Annotated in this window: 13 protein-coding genes; 5 read left to right on the plus strand and 8 right to left on the minus strand. The window is 71.8% G+C overall.

The window, feature by feature from the left end; all coding sequences use genetic code 11:
* Positions 1 to 75 precede the first annotated feature (75 nt).
* Positions 76 to 1290 carry an acyl-CoA dehydrogenase family protein gene (locus tag Voc01_RS22635; protein WP_203929513.1) on the minus strand — a complete coding sequence of 405 codons (1215 nt, stop codon included), beginning with the start codon at positions 1288 to 1290 and terminating at the stop codon, positions 76 to 78.
* A 5-nt stretch (positions 1291 to 1295) separates the two neighbouring features.
* On the minus strand, positions 1296 to 2351 hold the full coding sequence (locus Voc01_RS22640) for a phosphotransferase family protein (protein WP_203929514.1): 1056 nt from the start codon (positions 2349 to 2351) through the stop codon (positions 1296 to 1298).
* Positions 2352 to 2395: 44 nt separating this feature from the next.
* On the opposite strand from Voc01_RS22640, the gene Voc01_RS22645 reads away from it, so the two are divergent.
* Together Voc01_RS22645 and Voc01_RS22650 are read left to right on the plus strand one after the other, a co-directional pair.
* Positions 2396 to 2923, plus strand: a complete 528-nt coding sequence (locus tag Voc01_RS22645) for a flavoprotein (RefSeq protein ID WP_203929515.1) — start codon at positions 2396 to 2398, stop codon at positions 2921 to 2923.
* A gap of 55 nt (positions 2924 to 2978) precedes the next feature.
* Entirely contained in the window at positions 2979 to 3692 is a 714-nt protein-coding gene (locus tag Voc01_RS22650; RefSeq protein WP_307781586.1) for an ACT domain-containing protein, read from the plus strand.
* Between the two features lie 140 nt (positions 3693 to 3832).
* Here the strand turns inward: Voc01_RS22650 and Voc01_RS22655 are convergent, their stop codons facing one another.
* Both Voc01_RS22655 and Voc01_RS22660 read right to left on the minus strand, forming a co-directional pair.
* Positions 3833 to 4729, minus strand: coding sequence for a Gfo/Idh/MocA family protein (locus Voc01_RS22655; RefSeq protein WP_203929517.1), 897 nt, complete (start codon positions 4727 to 4729; stop codon positions 3833 to 3835).
* Positions 4730 to 4785: 56 nt separating this feature from the next.
* Positions 4786 to 6330 carry an aldehyde dehydrogenase family protein gene (locus Voc01_RS22660; protein ID WP_203929518.1) on the minus strand — a complete coding sequence of 515 codons (1545 nt, stop codon included), beginning with the start codon at positions 6328 to 6330 and terminating at the stop codon, positions 4786 to 4788.
* A gap of 219 nt (positions 6331 to 6549) precedes the next feature.
* Between Voc01_RS22660 and gltB the strand changes: the two genes are divergently transcribed.
* The 3 genes from gltB (at position 6550) to Voc01_RS22675 (ending at position 13617) form a co-directional block, all read left to right on the plus strand.
* Positions 6550 to 11127, plus strand: coding sequence for a glutamate synthase large subunit (gene gltB / locus Voc01_RS22665; protein WP_203929519.1), 4578 nt, complete (start codon positions 6550 to 6552; stop codon positions 11125 to 11127).
* Entirely contained in the window at positions 11120 to 12598 is a 1479-nt protein-coding gene (locus Voc01_RS22670; RefSeq protein WP_203929520.1) for a glutamate synthase subunit beta, read from the plus strand. Before gltB ends, Voc01_RS22670 begins: the two co-directional genes overlap by 8 nt.
* 113 nt (positions 12599 to 12711) lie before the next feature.
* Entirely contained in the window at positions 12712 to 13617 is a 906-nt protein-coding gene (locus Voc01_RS22675; RefSeq protein ID WP_203929521.1) for a polysaccharide deacetylase family protein, read from the plus strand.
* 29 nt (positions 13618 to 13646) lie between these two features.
* Here Voc01_RS22675 and Voc01_RS22680 read toward each other — a convergent pair whose 3' ends face one another.
* Genes Voc01_RS22680 through Voc01_RS22695 form a run of 4 tightly spaced genes read right to left on the minus strand, consistent with a single transcriptional unit; the run spans position 13647 to position 18283 of the window.
* Positions 13647 to 14828: a cation:proton antiporter gene (locus tag Voc01_RS22680; protein ID WP_203929522.1), complete on the minus strand. Its 1182-nt coding sequence runs from the start codon at positions 14826 to 14828 to the stop codon at positions 13647 to 13649.
* A gap of 9 nt (positions 14829 to 14837) precedes the next feature.
* Positions 14838 to 15320 carry a cation:proton antiporter regulatory subunit gene (locus tag Voc01_RS22685; protein WP_203929523.1) on the minus strand — a complete coding sequence of 161 codons (483 nt, stop codon included), beginning with the start codon at positions 15318 to 15320 and terminating at the stop codon, positions 14838 to 14840.
* A gap of 1 nt (position 15321) precedes the next feature.
* Positions 15322 to 17820, minus strand: coding sequence for a protein translocase subunit SecD (secD, locus tag Voc01_RS22690; RefSeq protein ID WP_203929524.1), 2499 nt, complete (start codon positions 17818 to 17820; stop codon positions 15322 to 15324).
* Positions 17821 to 17866: 46 nt separating this feature from the next.
* Positions 17867 to 18283 (minus strand): hypothetical protein, encoded by a 417-nt coding sequence (locus Voc01_RS22695; RefSeq protein ID WP_203929525.1) that lies wholly within the window; start codon positions 18281 to 18283, stop codon positions 17867 to 17869.
* Between the last annotated feature and the right edge of the window lie 39 nt (positions 18284 to 18322).

The following is an 18322-nucleotide window of genomic DNA, read 5'->3' on the forward strand; positions in this document are numbered from 1 at the left end:
GTCGACATCGGCGCAGGCCCGGACAACGGCGCGAGCGCGAGGGCGCGGCCGGTCCACAACCCCGACGAAGCACCGCTAGTCGCGGTACTTCCTTAGCTCGCGACGGGCCAGCGACGCCTTGTGGACCTCGTCGGGGCCGTCGGCCAGCCGCAACGTCCGGGTGCTCGCCCACAGGAAGGCCAGCGGGGTGTCCTGGCTGACGCCCGCCGCGCCGTGGGCCTGGATGGCCTTGTCGATGACCCATTCGGTCATCGAGGGGACGGCGATCTTGATGGCCTGGATCTCGGAGTGGGCGCCGCGGTTGCCGACCGTGTCCATGAGCCACGCGGTCTTCAGCACCAGCAGCCTCGCCTGCTCGATGCGGACCCGTGACTCGGCGATCCAGTCCTGCACGACACCCTGGTCGGCCAGCGGCTTGCCGAACGCGACCCGCTCGGTGACGCGGCGGCACATCAGCTCCAGCGCGCGCTCGGCCTTGCCGATCAGGCGCATGCAGTGGTGGATGCGGCCGGGGCCGAGCCGGGCCTGTGCGATCGCGAACCCGTCGCCCTCGGCGCCGATCAGGTGGTCGGCCGGGACGCGGACGTTCTCGAAGACGATCTCGGCGTGGCCGCCGTGCGAGCCGTCGGTGTAGCCGAACACGTGCATGCCGCGCTTCACCGTGATGCCCGGCGTGTCGCGGGGGACGCAGATCATGCTCTGCTGCTTGTGCCGGTCGGCGTCGGGGTCGGTCTTGCCCATCACGATGAACAGCGCGCAGTTCGGGTTCATCGCGCCCGACGACCACCACTTGCGGCCGTTGATCACGTAGTCCTCGCCGTCGCGGGTGATGCGGGTGGCGATGTTCGTCGCGTCCGACGAGGCGACGTCGGGCTCGGTCATGCAGAACGCCGACCGGATCTCGCCGTCCAGCAGCGGCTTCAGCCACCGCTCGTGCTGCGCGGTCGAGCCGAAGTCGGCGAGCAGTTCCATGTTCCCGGTGTCGGGCGCGGCGCAGTTCAGGGCCTCGGGCGCGAGGTGTGGGCTGCGTCCGAGCAGCTCGCACAGCGGCGCGTACTGCAGGTTGGTGAGGCCGCCGCCGAACCGGGGGTCGGGCAGGAACAGGTTCCACAGGCCGGCCTCGCGGGCCTTCTGTTTCAGGTGCTCGATGACGGGCGGGCGGGCCCACGGGTCGGACTGCGCCGCGACCTGCTCATCGAACACCGGCTCGGCCGGATAGATGTGCTCGGCCATGAAGTCGGTGAGCTTCTCGTGCAGTTCCGCGGTGCGTTCGTCGAAGCTGAAGTCCATACGGGTCACCTTTGCAGCGAGACCAGCGTCTCGCGACCGGACGCGAGGAGCCCGGGCACGATGGAGCCGATCTGGTCGAAGCCGGCACCCACGGTCTGGCCCTGGGTGTACCGGTAGTGGATGCCCTCGAGGATCACGGCCAGCTTGTAGCAGGCCAGCGCCGTGTACCAGGGGAGTGCCGACAGGTCGACGGGTGAGGTCTTCGCGTACCGGTCGAGCAGGTCGGCGGCGGGTGGGAAGCCGGCGGCTGGGCCGACCCCGGTGGCGATCGGGTTGTCCGCGTTCGACCCGCCGCCGAGCACGTCCCAGTAGGTGACCAGGAGACCGAGGTCGGTGAGCGGATCGCCGAGCGTGGCCATTTCCCAGTCGAGCACCGCCCGCACCGTGCGGGAGGCCGGGTCGACGATCAGGTTGTCGAGCCGGAAGTCGCCGTGCACGATCGCCGGCGGCGGCGAGGTCGGCACGCTGGCGGCCAGGCCGTCGCGCAGCTCGTCCGCGCCGGGGAGCTCACGGCTGCGGGACCGGTCGAGCTGGGCGCCCCACCGGCGCACCTGCCGGGCGAGGAACCCGTCGGGCCGGCCGAACTCGCCGAGGCCGATCGCGTACGGGTCCACCCGGTGCAGCGCGACCAGCGTGTCGATCATGGCTTCGGCGAGGTCGCGCCGGGAGTCGGCCGACAGCGGGTCGGTCTGCGCGCGGGTCCGCAGCACCTCACCCGGCACGCGCGCCATGAGGTAGAACGGGGCGCCGAGCACCGAGTCGTCGCCACACATCAGAAGAGCCTCGGGGACCGGCACAGCGGTGCCGCCCAGCGCCGAGATCACCGTGTGCTCGCGGGACATGTCGTGCGCGGTGGCCAGCACGTGCCCGAGCGGCGGGCGCCGCAGCACATATTCGGTGGCGCCGTCGGTGACGAAGTAGGTCAGGTTCGACCGGCCACCCGCGACGAGGGTGGCCCGGAGCGGGCCGGTCGCGAGGTCGGGACGGTGTTCGGCCAGGTAGGACGCGAGCGCGGCCCGGTCGAGACCGGGTGGATCTTCGTCAGGGGAGGCGGCGGTCATCCCCGCAGTTCAACCACTTGTTACCGGCGTGTCAAGCTTCGCGGATGGGGGTTCTCTGCGTGGTGGTGTGCGGCGCCGGCCCGGCGGTCGACGTCGGGACGCTGGTCGACCTGGCACGGGCCGGCGGCTGGGAGGTGCAGGTCGTGGCCACCCGGTCGGCGCTGCCGTTCCTCGACGTCGGCGACCTGGAGGCGCGCACCGGCCGACCGGTGCGCAGCGCGTACGGCGCGCCCGGCCAGCCGCGGCAGGGGTCGGCGTCCGCAGCTTCGGCCCTGGTGGTGGCGCCGGCGACCTTCAACTTCGTGAACAAGCTGGCCGCCGGCATCGCCGACGACTACGCGCTCGGGGTGGTGGCCGAGGCGATCGGGATGGGCAGGCCGGTCGCCGTGCTCACGTGGGTCAACCAGGCTCTGGCCAACCGCGCGCCGTTCCGGCGCGCGGTGGCCGACCTGCGCGGAGAGGGCGTCACGGTGACCGTCGCACCGGCCGACGACGACCGCCCCGACGCCTTTCCGTGGGCGGAGGCGCTCGCCGCCATCAAGGTCGGCGTCGAGTTTCAAAGGCCGGAATAGCGCCGCAATCACGGCGTAACGAGCGCCCGGCAACCTACTCAGCATGTTGTTGCGGTTGAGGGTTGAGTTGCCCGACCGGCCGGGGTCTCTCGGACAGGTGGCCCGCACGCTCGGCGTCGTAGGCGCCGACATCGTGTCGGTCGTCGTGTTGGAGCGGTCTCAAGGTCGTGCGGTCGACGACTTCACCGTCGTCTGGCCAGCCTCGGCGCTGGTCGGGCGGATCCTGGTCGGCCTCGGCGCGGTGCCTGGTGTTCGCGTGGTGGGGGTGTGGCGGTGCACTGAGCTGCCCGCGCCGATCGGCCGGGATGTGGCTCTCCTGGGTCAGGTGGCGGCCGACACAGGACGAGGCCTGGCAACCCTCGTCGACGGAGTACCCGGTCTCGTCGCGGCGGACTGGGCCGCGGTGACCTCCGTCGATCCGGCCTGGGCGGGTGCCCCGGCGAGCGCGCCGTTGACGGTGCGGTACGCCAGCTGGGGCGCCCCCCTGGCGCCGGCCATTCCGGACATCGCGCCACTGCGTCCGCGGGCGGTCACCTCCGCCGACGGCACGCACTACGTGGCGGTTCCCCTGCAGAAGGCCGGCCTGGTGCTGGTCGCGGCGCGGGGCGGGCCCGACGGCCCGGGTCGTACCTCGGCGGCCGACGGCGCGATCGCGCCGCCGTTCCACGCCAGTGAGGTCGACCGGATGGGACAGCTCATCAACGCGGCTGTCCTGGTGCTCGGTGACCGGCTGACCGAGGACGCGACGATCGCCGTCGAGGCGGCCTAGAGAGCCGCACAGAGGCTTTACCCCTTCGTCGGACGATGGGGCCATGTTGCAGGCGGGCACGCGGCCCCGTCGTCCGGCGGGATTGAGGCAGAGCGGGCTCCTGGCGGGGGGCCCGCTCTCGCCTTTCCGGGCGGCTGGGCCTAGAGCGCGACCGCCCGCCGCTCCTTGCGGGCGGTGTCGGCGGCCGCCAGGATGCGGACGACCGTGCGGCCGAAGTGGACGTCGCACGGGTCACCGGCCCCGGTACCGGCCATGGCGAGCAGCCGGTCGATCGCCGCGCTGTACGCCTGCAACGACGTGGTCTGCCGGTGGTCGGGCACCACGGCCACGCCGTTCTCGCCGTAGAAGACCTGCTCGACGACCGTGGCGTTCGGTGCCGCGTTCAGGGTGATCGACAGCTCGCTCGCCGCGCCGTTCACGTGCCGGGCGATCACGTTGACCGTCCCACGCGGCCCGTCGACGGCCGTGATCTCGGTGACGTCGCCGAGCACGGGCAGCACCACCGACAGGGCGTGCGGGCCGATGTCCCACAGCCCGCCGTGCTCCCGCCGCCACGCCGAGGCGCCGTACGGGTTGCCGGGCTGGAAGATCGACGCGTGCATCACGCCCCGGGCGGCGTACCAGCCGCCGACCCGGTTGGCGTCGGCGAGGAACCTCTCGATCTCGGGCCGGAACCGGTTGGTGAAGAACACCAGCGCGGCCACCCCGGCCCCGTCGACGGCCGCGACCACCTCGTCGGCGGCCTCGACGGTGAGCGCCAGCGGCTTGTCGAGCAGTAGGTGGCAGCCGGCGCGGGCGGCCCGCACCGCGAACCCGGCCTGAACGTCGGGCGGCAGCGCGACCGCGACCGCGTCGACGTCGGCGAACAGCGCGTCGGCGTCGTCGTACGGCGTGGCGGCGAGCTGCGCGGCCACCGCGGCCGCCTTGGCCGGGTCGCGCCCCCACACGCCCACCACCTCGGCCTGTGGGTGCGCCGCCAGCGTGGCACCGTGCGTGTCAGCGGCCCAGTGGCCGGTTCCCAGCAACCCGAAACGCACGTCAGCTCCTTTGCCGATCAAGGCTGCAATCCTCGCACGGCTGGAGCGTCGACGTGCTACGTCGCGGGGTACCGCACGTAGTCGGGGAAGTTGCCGTACAGGCGCTCGTGCGGGTCCCCGATGGTCACCGCCTGGACGAGGAGCTCGCCGCCCACGAACGCGCCCTTCCACGACGCGCCCTTGCCGCCGAACGGCTCCTCGCGGTCGCCGCGCGAGCGCGGCTTGTTGATGCCGACCTTGAACGCCTGCAGGTCGACGGCGAGCTTCTCGGCGAGCTCCTGGTCGTCGCAGGCGAGGCTCGCCACCAGGGCGCCGTTCGAGGCGTTCATCTGCGACAGCAGCTCGTCGGTGGTGTCGACCACGACGATCGTGTCGACCGGGCCGAACGGCTCGGAGTGCATGAGCCGCGACCGGCCGGGCGGTGCGAGCAGCACACTCGGCGCCGCGTAGGCCGAGGTGTCCTGGCCGTCGAGGAACCGGCCGTGGTCGAGCGAGCCCCGGTACAGCGGCACGGCGCCGCCCTCGACCGCGTCGGAGACCTTCCGGCGCAGCTCGTCGGCCTTGGTGGCGCTGATCAGCGGGCCGAAGTCGAGCTCCGGGAGCGGGTCGCCGTCGGCCTCGACCGCCAGCGGGTGGCCGAACCTGATCGAGCGCACGATCGGCAGGTAGGTGTCGAGGAACCTGTCGACCAGCTCACGCTGGACGACGAACCGCGGGTACGCGGTGCACCGCTGCTTGCCGTACTCGAAGCCCTTCTTCAGGAAGCCGGCGAGCAGGTCCCACTGGGAGAACTCCCACACGCCCCACGCGTTGAGGCCCTCCTGCTCGATGAAGTGGCGCTTGTCGGAGTCCAGGAGAGCGGCGGCCACCTTGCCGCCGTTGGACCGGCCACCGACGAACGCCACCGCGCCGATCTCCGGCGCCCGGACGAGCACCTCGCTGAGCTCGGCGCCGCCGCCGGACACCAGCGTCGCGGGCAGGTCGGCGCGGCGCATCAGCGCGTGCGCGACCGTGAGGCACAGCGCCCCACCCTGCGTCGGGGTCTTGGCGATGACCGCGTTGCCGGCCAGGAGCTGCACCAGCTCGGCGTGCACGAGCACGCTCATCGGGTAGTTCCACGACGCGATGTTGCTCACCGGTCCGGGCAGCGGGGTGCGCCCGTCGACCATGCCGGCGATCTGCTCGATGTACCAGCGCACGCCGTCGAGCGCGCGGTCGACGTCGGCGCACGCGAGCCGCCACGGCTTGCCGATCTCCCACGCGAGCAGCAGGGCCAGCAGGTCACGCTCGGCGGTGAGCAGCTCGACGGCCTCGGTGACGCGTTCGATGCGGTAGGACAGCGGCGTCGCCGCCCACTCGCGGTGCTGGTCGGTGGCCGCACGGACGGCCGCCCGGGCGGTGTCGGCGTCGATCCGGGCGATGTGCGTCAGGACGGTGTTGTCGACCGGTGTCCGCACCGGGGCGAGGATGCCGGTGTCGACCCACCGGCCGGCGATGAGGTTGCGGGGCGTCGCGTCGGAGCTGAACGCCTCGGGCGTCGCGGTTCGGGCGCGGGCGATGATGTCAGGCGCCGAAGCGCCCGGAGCTGTACGTAGAGTCATCGGGCAACTCCTGCCTTGGGAACTTCAGAGCCTGAAGCACATCACGCGGCAATACCTATGTGAACTCCGCGACACCCCCTGTGAAGTCGGACGCCCGGTCACTAGGGGTGAGCCGCTGATCTGTCGCGTACACTGCTGGAACGGCCCCTCTGGGGTTCCGTGCTGCCCTGGGCCGACGTCGTCCCACTTCTTGAAGCTCGATGACGTCAGGAGGCCTGGATGATCCATTCGCCGCCGCTGGCCCCAATAGCACAGGGCTTGTACGACCCGGCAAACGAACGCGATGCCTGCGGTGTGGGCTTCATCGCCGACGTTCAGGGCAGGCGCTCGCATGAGATCGTCCGCAAGGGTCTCGACGCCCTGATCCGGATGGACCACCGGGGTGCCCGCGGCGCCGAGCCGAACACCGGCGACGGCGCCGGTGTGATGATCCAGATCCCCGACGGCTACTACCGCGAGGTGGTCGACTTCGAACTGCCGCCGGCCGGTGAGTACGCCGTCGGCCTGGTGTTCCTCGACACAGACCCGGAGAAGGCCGCGCGGGTCAAGGGCGTCGTGGAGAAGTACGCGCTGGTCGAGGGCGCCCACGTGCTGGGCTGGCGCACGGTGCCGGTCAACCCCGACGGGCTCGGGAAGTCGGCGCTGGACTGCATGCCCCGCGTGGTGCAGCTGTTCCTCGCCGCCGACCGCCTCGCCGCCGACCCGCGCACCGGGCTCGGCGCCGGTGAGCCGCTGAGCGGCATCGACCTGGAGCGGATCGCGTTCTGCGTGCGCAAGCAGGCCGAACGGGAGACGCGCGAACGCGGCCTCACCTGCTCGGTCGTCTCGCTGTCGCCCCGCACGATCACCTACAAGGGCATGCTGACGCCCCAGCAGGTGGAGACGTTCTACCCGGAGCTGACCGACGAGCGGGTCACCTCGGCGCTGGTGCTGCTGCACTCGCGGTTCTCGACGAACACGTTCCCGTCGTGGCCGCTGGCCCACCCCTACCGGTACATCGCGCACAACGGCGAGATCAACACGATCCGCGGCAACCGCAACTGGATGGCCGCCCGCGAGGCGCTGCTGGAGACCGACGAGATCCCCGGCTCGCTGCGCCGCGTGTTCCCGGTGTGCACGCCCGACGCGTCGGACTCGGCGAACTTCGACGAGGTGCTGGAACTGCTGCACCTCAGCGGCCGCAGCCTGCCGCACGCGGTGCTGATGATGATCCCGGAGGCGTGGGAGAACGACACCGGGATGGACCCGGTGCGCCGGGCGTTCTACCAGTACCACGCCACGCTCATGGAGCCGTGGGACGGGCCGGCGAGCGTCGCGTTCACCGACGGCACGGTGATCGGCGCGGTGCTCGACCGCAACGGCCTGCGCCCGGGCCGCTGGTGGGAGACCAGCGACGGCCTGGTCGTGATGGCCAGCGAGGCCGGCGTGCTCGACCTCGACCCGGCCACGATCGTGCGCAAGGGTCGCCTGCAGCCCGGCAAGATGTTCCTGGTCGACAGCACCAGGGGCCGCATCCTCGACGACGACGAGATCAAGAGCGGTCTGGCCACCGAGCAACCGTACGAGGACTGGCTCGACGCGGGCCTGATGAACCTGGGCACCCTTCCCGCCCGGGAGCACATGGTCTACACGCAGGACTCGGTGCGCCGGCGTCAGCAGACGTTCGGCTACACCGAGGAGGAGCTGAAGATCCTCATCGCGCCGATGGCGCGCACCGGCGCCGAGCCGATCGGATCGATGGGCACCGACACGCCGATCGCGCCGCTGTCGACCCGGCCGCGGCTGCTCTACGACTACTTCACCCAGCTGTTCGCGCAGGTCACGAACCCGCCGTTGGACGCGATCCGCGAGGAGCTGGTCACCAGCGTCGCCGGCACGATCGGTCCCGAGGGCAACCTGCTCGAGCCCGGGCCGGCCAGCTGCCGACGCATCGTGCTGCCCTACCCGGTGATCGACAACGACGAACTGGCGAAGCTCCTCAACATCGACGCCGACGGCGACAAGCCCGGCTTCAAGGCCGTGCGCGTCTCCGGCCTGTACAAGCTGCGCGACGGCGAGAAGGGCATGAAGGCCCGCCTCGTCGAGATCCTGCGCGGCGTGTCCGAGGCGATCGAAGACGGCGTGCGCATCCTGGTCCTCTCCGACCGCGACTCGACGCCCGACCTGGCGCCGATCCCGTCGCTGCTGCTCACCGCGGCCCTGCATCAGCACCTGATCTTCGAGCAGACCCGCACCCAGGTGTCGCTGGTCGTCGAGTCCGGCGACTGCCGCGAGGTGCACCACGTCGCGGTGCTGCTCGGGTTCGGCGCGTCGGCGGTCAACCCCTACCTGGCGTTCGAGAGCGTCGAGCACCTGATCCGGTCGAACACGATCACCGGCATCGAGCCCGACAAGGCGGTGCGCAACTACGTCAAGGCGCTCGGCAAGGGCGTCCTGAAGATCATGTCGAAGATGGGCATCTCGACGGTCTCGTCCTACGCCGGCGCCCAGGTGTTCGAGGCGGTCGGGCTCGCGCCCGAGTTCGTGCAGCGGTACTTCACCGGCACGTCGTCGAAGATCGGCGGCATCGGGCTGGCCGAGGTGCACGAGGAGGTCAAGGCCCGGCACGACAAGGCGTACCCGGCCAACGACGCCGAACGGGCGCACCGGCGGCTCGAGGTCGGCGGCGAGTACCAGTGGCGCCGCGAGGGCGAACTGCACCTGTTCAACCCGCAGACGGTGTTCCTGCTCCAGCACGCGACCAGGAGCCGGCAGTTCGACGTGTTCCGGCAGTACAGCGCCGAGGTCGACCGGCTGGCGATCGAGGCCGGCTCGCTGCGTGGCCTGTTCGGGCTGCGCACCGGTGCCCGCCCGCCGGTGCCGATCGACGAGGTCGAGCCGGTCAGCGAGATCGTCAAGCGGTTCGCCACCGGCGCGATGTCGTACGGGTCGATCTCGGCCGAGTCGCACGAGACGCTCGCGATCGCGATGAACCGCCTCGGCGGCAAGTCCAACACCGGCGAGGGCGGTGAGGACGTCGAGCGGCTCTACGACCCGGCCCGGCGCTCCGCCGTCAAGCAGGTCGCCAGCGGCCGGTTCGGCGTGACCACCGAGTACCTGGTGCACGCCGACGACATCCAGATCAAGATGGCGCAGGGCGCCAAGCCCGGCGAAGGCGGCCAGCTTCCCGGCAACAAGGTGTGGCCGTGGATCGCGAAGACCCGCTTCGCCACCCCCGGCGTCGGGCTGATCTCGCCGCCGCCGCACCACGACATCTACTCGATCGAGGACCTCGCCCAGCTGGTCTACGACCTGAAGAACGTCAACCCGGCGGCACGCATCCACGTGAAGCTGGTCAGCGAGGTCGGCGTCGGCACGGTCGCGGCCGGGGTGGCCAAGACCAAGGCCGACGTCATCCTCATCTCCGGCCACGACGGCGGCACCGGCGCCTCGCCGCTGAACTCGCTCAAGCACGCCGGCACGCCGTGGGAGCTCGGCCTCGCCGAGACCCAGCAGACGCTGCTGCTCAGCGGCCTGCGCGACCGCGTCGTGGTGCAGGTCGACGGCCAGATGAAGACCGGCCGCGACGTGATCATCGCCGCGTTGCTCGGCGCCGAGGAGTTCGGGTTCGCCACCGCGCCGCTCATCGTGGCCGGCTGCATCATGATGCGGGTCTGCCACCTCGACACCTGCCCGGTGGGCATCGCGACGCAGAACCCCGAGCTGCGCAAGCGGTACACCGGCACCCCGGAGTTCGTCGAGAACTTCTTCCTGTTCATCGCCGAAGAGGTGCGCGGATACCTGGCCGAGCTCGGGTTCCGCACCATCGACGAGGCGATCGGGCGCGCCGACCTGATCGAGACGCGGCCCGCGGTCCACCACTGGAAGGCGCACGGGCTCGACCTGGCCCCGCTGCTGCACGTCCCGGAGATCAACGACGCGGCGGCCCGCCGCCAGACGACCAAGCAGGACCACCGACTGGAGCGGGCGCTGGACAACCAGCTGATCGCGGCCGTCGGCCCGGCCCTCGACGAACGCCGTGCCGTGCGGGTCGAGTTCCCGGTGCGCAACGAGAACCGTTCCGTCGGCGCGATGCTCGGCGGCGAGGTGGTGCGCCGCTTCGGCGGCACCGGCCTGCCCGACGACACGATCGGGATCACGCTGCGCGGCACCGCCGGGCAGTCGTTCGGCGCGTTCGTGCCGCGCGGGGTGACGCTGCGGCTCATCGGCGACGGCAACGACTACGTCGGCAAGGGCCTGTCGGGCGGGCGCCTGGTGATCCGGCCCGACGAGTCGGCCCCGTTCAAGGCCGAGGAGCAGATCATCGCGGGCAACACCGTGCTGTACGGCGCGACGTCGGGTGAGCTGTTCATCAGGGGACGCGTGGGCGAGCGGTTCTGCGTGCGCAACTCCGGCGCCGTGGCGGTCGTCGAGGGCGTGGGCGACCACGGCTGCGAGTACATGACCGGCGGCACCGTGGTGGTGCTCGGCCCGACGGGCCGCAACTTCGCGGCCGGCATGAGCGGCGGCATGGCGTTCGTGTGGAAGCTGAACCCGTCGCTGGTGAACGGCGAACTGGTGTCGGTGGGAGCCCTGGAGGGCGACGCGGTGGCCGCGGTGCGGACCCTCGTGGAGAAGCACCTGGAGGAGACCGGCTCGGCCGTCGCCTCCCGGCTGCTGGCGCGCTGGGAGGACGCGGTGGGGGAGTTCTCCGCCGTGGTGCCGCGCGACTACGCCCGCGTGCTCTCGATCATCCGGCAGGCCGAGGAGAACGGCCAGGACCCCGACACGGCCGTGATGGAGGCCCTCCGTGCCTGACCCGAGTGGATTCCTCAAGCACAAGCGGCAGCTGCCGGCGCGGCGGCCGGTGCCGCTGCGGCTGCGTGACTGGGGCGAGGTGTACCCGCCCGCGCCCGACGCGCTGACGAAGGAGCAGGCGACCCGCTGCATGGACTGCGGGATCCCGTTCTGCCACGACGGCTGCCCGCTGGGCAACCGCATCCCCGACTGGAACGACCTCGTGCGCACCGGCGCGTGGCACGCCGCGTCGGAGTCGCTGCACGCCACCAACAACTTCCCGGAGTTCACCGGGCGGCTGTGCCCGGCGCCGTGCGAGGCCGCGTGCGTGCTCGGCATCGGCGACGACCCGGTGTCCATCAAGCTGGTCGAGGTCGAGATCGCCAACCACGCGTTCGACGGCGGGATGGTCCGGCCACGGCCGGCACCCGAGCGGTCGGGCCGGTCGGTCGCCGTGATCGGGTCGGGTCCGGCGGGACTGGCCGCCGCGCAGCAGCTCGCCCGCGCCGGCCACGACGTCACCGTCTACGAGCGCGACGACGCCATCGGCGGCCTGCTGCGCTACGGCATCCCGGACTTCAAGCTGGAGAAGCGGGTCATCGACGCCCGGCTGCTGCAGATGGAGGCCGAGGGGGTCGCGTTCGTCACCGGGTGCAACGTGGGCGTCGACGTGACGATGGCCCAGCTGCGCGAACGGCACGACGCGGTGCTGCTGGCCTGCGGCGCCCTGAAGGGCCGCGACACCCCGGAGACGCCCGGACGGCGGCTCAGGGGCGTGCACCTGGCCATGGACCACCTCGTGGGGTCGAACCGGGTCGTGGCGGGCCTGCAGGACTCCGCGCCGATCGAGGCCACCGGCAAGCACGTGATCATCATCGGTGGTGGCGACACGGCGGCCGACTGCCTCGGCGTCGCGCACCGACAGGGCGCCGCCAGCGTCACCCAGCTCGACATCTACCCCGAGCCGCCAGCCTCGCGCGACGAGGAGCGCGACCCGTGGCCCACCTGGCCCAAGGTGCTGCTCAGCTACCCGGCCCACGAGGAGGGCGGCGACCGGCTGTTCGCGGTGGCGGTGCAGGAGTTCGTGCCCGCCGCCGACGACCCGACGCGCCTGGGCGCGATCCGGGTCGCGGAGGTGCAGGTCGAGAAGCACGACGGCCGCCGCGTGGTGACCGTCAGGCGCGGCACCGAGCGCGACCTGCCGGCCGACCTCGTGCTCCTGGCGATCGGCTTCGAGGGCACCGACGCACACAAGCTGCTCGGCCAGGTCGGGCTGGCCACCCGAGGCACCGTCGACTGCGGGCACGACTGGCAGACGTCGGTACCCGGCGTGTTCGTGGCCGGCGACATGCACCGGGGCGCGTCGCTGATCGTCTGGGCGATCGCGGAGGGCCGGGCCGCGGCGGCCGCGATCCACTCGTATCTGGGCGGGGCGGGCTCCCTTCCGGCGCCGGTGGTTCCCAGCTCACGGCCGCTGTCGGTGCTGAGGTAGAACACTCTGTGACGAAATGACGCGGACACCGACATTGATCGGTGTCCGCGTTTTCGTTAGCGTGGCCGGGTTCGTGTCCCCGACCCCTCCGGAGACTGATGACTTTCCGTCGGATGAGTATCACTCAACGTCGGGTGGGCCTCGGCATTCTGGTCGGTGCCGCCTTCGCGCTCCTCCTCAGTCCCGCCCCCGGCGGGCAGCTCAACGGCTTCAGCAAGCACAACGCGGTCGCGCGGTACACGACCGACCTGCCCGCCGACCAGGTGACGGCGCAGCCGGTCACCGGCACCGGCAGAACGGGCGCACCGGCCAGCCCGGCACCGGGCTCCCAGGGCGGCGACAAGACCGGTCCGGCCGGCACGCCCTCGGTCTCCGCGTCCACGTCGGCGCCGGCGAAGCAGCCGCAGTACACGTCGACCGGCGCGTTGCGCCGCACCGGGTCCGACGCGGTGGCCCTCACGTTCGACGACGGCCCCGACCCGCAGAACACCCCGGCGATCCTCGACCTGTTGAAGCAGAACGGGGTCAAGGCGACGTTCTGCCTCGTCGGGTTCCGGGCCCGCGACAACCCCGACCTGGTGCGCCGCATCGCCGCCGAGGGCCACACGCTGTGCAACCACTCGTGGCAGCACCTCATCGACCTGGCGAAGAAGCAGCCCGACGAGATCCGCGACGACCTCCGCCGCACCAACGAGGCGATCCTGGCCGCGGTGCCGGGCGCGCGCATCCCGTACTTCCGGGCACCCGGTGGGAACTTCACCAAGGACCTGGTGCGCCTGGCCAAGCAGATGGGCATGACGTCGATCTACTGGCAGGTCGACCCGCGCGACTGGGAGCACAAGAAGGAGGAGTCGGCGCCGGCACACGTCGAGCGGCTCGTCCACGACATCAAGCGCGACACCCGGGCGGGCGCGATCGTCCTGTCGCACGACAACAAGCAGCCCACGACGATCGAGGCCTACAAGGTCCTGCTGCCGTGGCTCAAGGAACGCTTCCAGCTGGTTCCCCTCCAGGGCTGAGCCGCCCGGCCCGGCCCCGGAGGGGGTCTTCACGCGGCGGCCTTCGCCGCCTTCCTCGCCATGAGCCGCTTCGCCAGCGGCTCGGCGGCCCGGGCCGCCAGCGGACCGGTGACCGCGAGGATCAGCACGTACGCCGCGGCCAGCGGAGCGAGCCTGTCGTCGATGCCCGACACGCCCAGCGCCAGACCCGCGATGACGATGTTGAACTCGCCGCGGGGCAGGATCGCGGCGCCGGTGCGGATCCGGGCCGCGACGCCCAGGCCGGCGCGGGCGCCGGCGATCCACCCGGTGAGCATCTTCGTCGCGATTCCGGCGATCGCCAGCAGCAGCGCGATCCCGGCCACCGGCAGCAGCGCACCGGGGTCGGTCTGCAGCCCGAAGAACACGAAGAACACGGCCGCGAAGAGGTCCTTCAACGGGTTCACCAGGTCGCGTGCGGTGTGCGCGAGCGGACCGGACAGCGCGATGCCCACGAGGAACGCGCCCACCGCCGCCGACACCTGCAGCTCCTGCGCGACGCCGGCGACCAGCACCGTGAGCCCGAGCACCTTGAGCAGCAGCACCTCGTCGCTGTCGCTGTGCACGAGCTTCTCGACGAACCGGCCGAACCGCAGCGCAACGATCAGCACCACGGTGACCGTCGCGGCGGCGACCGCGAGCGACACCGACCCGGCGGCCAGCCCCACACCCGCCAGCACGGTGGTGAGGATCGGAAGGTACGCCGCCATCGTCAGGTCCTCGAAGACCAGCAACGACAGCACCGTCGGGGTCTCCCGGTTACCCAGCCACCCCAGGTCGCCCATGACCTTCGCCGTGATGCCGGACGACGTCACGTACGTGACGCCGCCCATCACGAGCGCCGCCACCGGTCCCCAGCCGAGGATCAGCGCCACGGCCACGCCCGGCGCCGCGTTGAGCACCAGGTCGATCACGCCGCTGAGGGCCGACGTGCGCAGCGTGCCCATCAGCTCCTGCGCGGTGTACTCCAGGCCGAGCGTGAACAGCAGCAGGATGACGCCGATCTCGGCGCCGGCCTCGATGAACTCCTTGCTCGTCTCCAGGTCGAGCACGCCGCCCTGGCCGAAGGCCAGACCGGCGAGCAGGTAGAAGGGGATCGGCGAGATCGAGAACCGGGCGGCGAACGCCGCCAGGAGCCCGAGCGCCAGGACGATCGCCCCGAACTCGATCAGCAGAAGCGAACCATGGTGCACACGCGCCCCCTAGCCGTCGGTGAGGATCTGCGAGACCGCGCTGGTGCCCTCGGCCGTGCCCACGACCACGACGACGTCGTTGGCGGTGAACCGGAAGTCCGGTCGGGGGCTGGCGAACACCTGCCCGCCCCGCACCACGGCCACGATCGATGCCCCGGTGCGGGTGCGGACGGCGGTGTCACCGAGGGTCCGGCCGTCGTACGGCGAACCCTCGGCGAGCACTATCTGCTCGGTCACCAGCCCCTCGACCTGCCGGTTCAGCTCGGTGAGCCGCTCCACCAGCCGGACGGTGCCCATGAGTTCCGCGAGCGCGTTCGCCTCCGTGCCGGTCAGCGCCACCGAGACCACCGCGGTGTCGGGGTCGTCCTTGTCGTAGACGACCAGGTCGCGGCGCCCGGTGTGATGCGACACCACCCCGATGCGCCGGCCGCGCTCGGTGGTGATGGCGTGGCGCATCCCGATCCCCGGCAGGTTGACCCGCTCGATATCCATGTCATCCCTTTCTGGCGGAGGCCTTGTTCCTGGCCGTACGACCCGTGGCGGCACGGGGCCTGGCGGCACGGACCCGGGGGGTCGCCGACGCGCGAACCGCGAGCTTCTGAACCAGGCCGCCCGGCCGTGACTCGAAGACGATCGCGAGCGGGGCCGCCAGGAACACCGAAGAGTAGGTGCCGGCGATGATGCCGATCAACAGCGCCACGGCGAAGTCGACGAGCGAGTCGCGGCCCAGCACGGCGAGGGCCACCAGCACGAACAGCGCGCCCAGGCCGGTGTTCACCGTCCGGGGCACGGTCTGCAGGCAGCCGAGGTTCGCCAGGTCGGCGAACTGCCGTTTCAGCGGGTTGCGCACCAGCTCGCGGATGCGGTCGAAGACCACCACGGTGTCGTTGACCGAGTAGCCGATGACCGTGAGGACCGCCGCGAGGAAGACCCCGTCGACGGGACGCCCGAACCAGGCGAACGCTCCGACCAGCAGGATGACGTCGTGGGCCAGCGCCAGCACGGTGGCCAGCGCCCACTGCCAGCGGAAGCGGATGGCCAGGTACGCCAGCTGCACCAGCAGGGCCACCCCGAGCGCGATCAGCGCCTTGTTGCGCAGCTCGGTGCCGAGGCTCGGTCCGATCGTCTCGTCGCGGACCAGCTCCACGCCGCCGCCCAGTTCGGACAGGGCCGCGCGCACGCGGTCCTCGGCGTCGTCGTCGAACGAACCCGACCGCACGCTGATGTTGTCGTTGCCGGACGTGTTGACCACGGCCCGGTCGAGGCCGGTCTCGCCGACCGCCTCGCGGGCCGCGTCGACGCTGACCGGGTTGGTGGTCGAGTACTCGACGAGCCGGCCGCCGGTGAACTCGACGCCCCAGTTGATGTCACGCACCACGATGCCGGCCAGCGCGAGCACGACAAGGCCGGCGGAGATGCCCATCCACAGCCGGCGGCGGGCCATCAGGTTCGGACCCTTCTCCTCCAGCCAGCGCCGCACGAAGCCGATGCCGGCGAGGCCGCTGACCTTGGGACGGCGCTTGATGAACCCGCGCCGCAGCGCGAGGTCGGTGAGCACCCGGGTGACCACCAGCGCGGTGAACATCGAGGCGACCACACCGATGCTCAGGGTCACGCCGAAGCCCTGCACCGGGCCGGCGGCGAGGAAGAACAGCAGCCCGGCCGCGAGCAGCGTGGTGATGTTGGAGTCGATGATCGCCGACCAGGCGCGGCCGAACCCGATGGTCATCGAGCCGGCCAGGGATTTCTTCCCTTCGGCGTACTCCTCCCGGGCTCTCTCGAACACCAGGACGTTCGCGTCGACGGCCATGCCGATCGCGAGCACGAACCCGGCGAGGCCCGGCAACGTGAGCGTCGCGCCGATCGCCAGCAGCGCGGCGTAGGAGATCAGGCCATAGCTGACCAGCGCGAGCGCGGCCAGCCCACCGACCAGGCGGTAGACCGCGATGATGAACAGGATCGTCGCGATGATGCCGAGCACGGCGGCCTGCGCCGACGCGTCGATCGCCGCGGCGCCGAGGCTGGGACCCACGATCCGCTGCTCGATCACCTCGACCGGCACCGGCAGGCCGCCGGCCCGGATCAGCAGGGCGAGGTCCTGCGCCTCCTCGGCGCTGAACTGGCCGGTGATGCTCGTCGTGCCGCCCGTGATGCCGACGTTGCAGGCGATGTCGGGGTTCACCTGCGGCGAGGAGATGATCTTCCCGTCGAGCACGATCGCGACCCGGCGGGTCGGGTCACCGGCGGGGGAGCAGGCGGCCTTGCCGGTGAGGTCCTGCCAGGCGTCGGGGCCGCGGCCCCGGAACTCGATGTCGATGGTGCGTTCGCCGAGCTGGCCGATGGCGGCACGGGCGTCCTCGATGAGCGCGCCGTCGATCGTGGCCGGGCCGAGGAGCAGGGCCTCGCCGCCGTCCTCGGTGAGGAGCGTCTGCGAGCCGTCGGGGTTGGGCGCCGCAGGGGCGCTCGCGCTGGCGGAGGGGTTGGCGGACGGACTCGCGGACGGGTTCGCGGACGGACTCGCGGACGGGGTGGCCGACGGGCTGGCGCCCGCTGAAGCGCTGGCACTCGCACCCGCGGAAGCGCCGGCGCCCGCGGAGGCGCTGGCGGACGGGTCGGTGTCGGGAACGGCTGCCGGGTCGCCCTGGCCCAGCACCGGGTGGAAGGTGAGCTGGGCCGTGCGGCCGAGGACCTCGACGGCCTCGTCGGGGTCGGTCACGCCGGGCAGTTCGACGATGATCCGCCGTTCGCCGGAGCGGGCCAGGGACGGCTCGCTCACGCCGAGCTGGTCGACCCGGCGCCGGAGCACCTCCAGCGCCTCGTCGGTGGTCTTGGAGCCGGCCTTGGCCAGCTGGCCGTCCCGGGTCTCCAGAACGATCTGGGTGCCGCCGCGCAGGTCCAGGCCGAGGTTCGGCGGTCGGGTGGCGACGAGCCAGCCGGAGACCGCGAGAACCGCGATGGCGAGGACCGCGCGCACGGAAGTCGCGCGCGTCACGGGTGAAACTCCTTAGGAAGGTGGGGACTGGTGGTGGGCTGCTACGTCACGCGGAGGCGCGTGGCGGAGCCCGTCCCCACCGGGAGCTGCCCGGTGGTGCGTCGGCCGGCGAGGTGCCGGCCCGGCCGGTGGCGATGCGGATGCCGGCGTCGGTGCGGTCGACCGGCGCCGGGAGCACGGCGAGCACCGGGGCCAGCGGGGCCGTTCCGGTGCCGGTGCGGTTGACGATCAGGTGGACCTTGGGCGGCAGCCCGAGAACACCGGGTGACCCCTCGGCGTCGTCGTCGGCGGGGCGTTCCATCCCGGTGGCCGGTGCCACGGCGCGCTGCTGGGCGCCGGCGGCCACGGCCGGAGCGGGGTGGTTGTTCAGCGCCACGGGGGCGGCCAGCGCGAACAGCACGACCACCCACGCGAGGGGTACCGAGAGCATGGCGAGGACGCCGTCAGCCCGCCTGCCGGACACGCCTCACCACCCCGCCTGTCGAGAGAGTCAAGCAACTCT

It is taken from the genome of Virgisporangium ochraceum (genome assembly GCF_016863655.1).
In the GTDB taxonomy this organism is placed as follows: Bacteria; Actinomycetota; Actinomycetes; order Mycobacteriales; family Micromonosporaceae; genus Virgisporangium; species Virgisporangium ochraceum.

Coding starts and splice junctions, on each gene's coding strand:
- Voc01_RS22635 (WP_203929513.1), bottom strand. CDS start 1,290: ATGGACTTCAGCTTCGACGAACGCACCGCGGAACTGCACGAGAAGCTC.
- Voc01_RS22640 (WP_203929514.1), bottom strand. CDS start 2,351: ATGACCGCCGCCTCCCCTGACGAAGATCCACCCGGTCTCGACCGGGCC.
- Voc01_RS22645 (WP_203929515.1), top strand. CDS start 2,396: ATGGGGGTTCTCTGCGTGGTGGTGTGCGGCGCCGGCCCGGCGGTCGAC.
- Voc01_RS22660 (WP_203929518.1), bottom strand. CDS start 6,330: ATGACTCTACGTACAGCTCCGGGCGCTTCGGCGCCTGACATCATCGCC.
- gltB (WP_203929519.1), top strand. CDS start 6,550: ATGATCCATTCGCCGCCGCTGGCCCCAATAGCACAGGGCTTGTACGAC.
- Voc01_RS22675 (WP_203929521.1), top strand. CDS start 12,712: ATGAGTATCACTCAACGTCGGGTGGGCCTCGGCATTCTGGTCGGTGCC.
- Voc01_RS22685 (WP_203929523.1), bottom strand. CDS start 15,320: ATGGATATCGAGCGGGTCAACCTGCCGGGGATCGGGATGCGCCACGCC.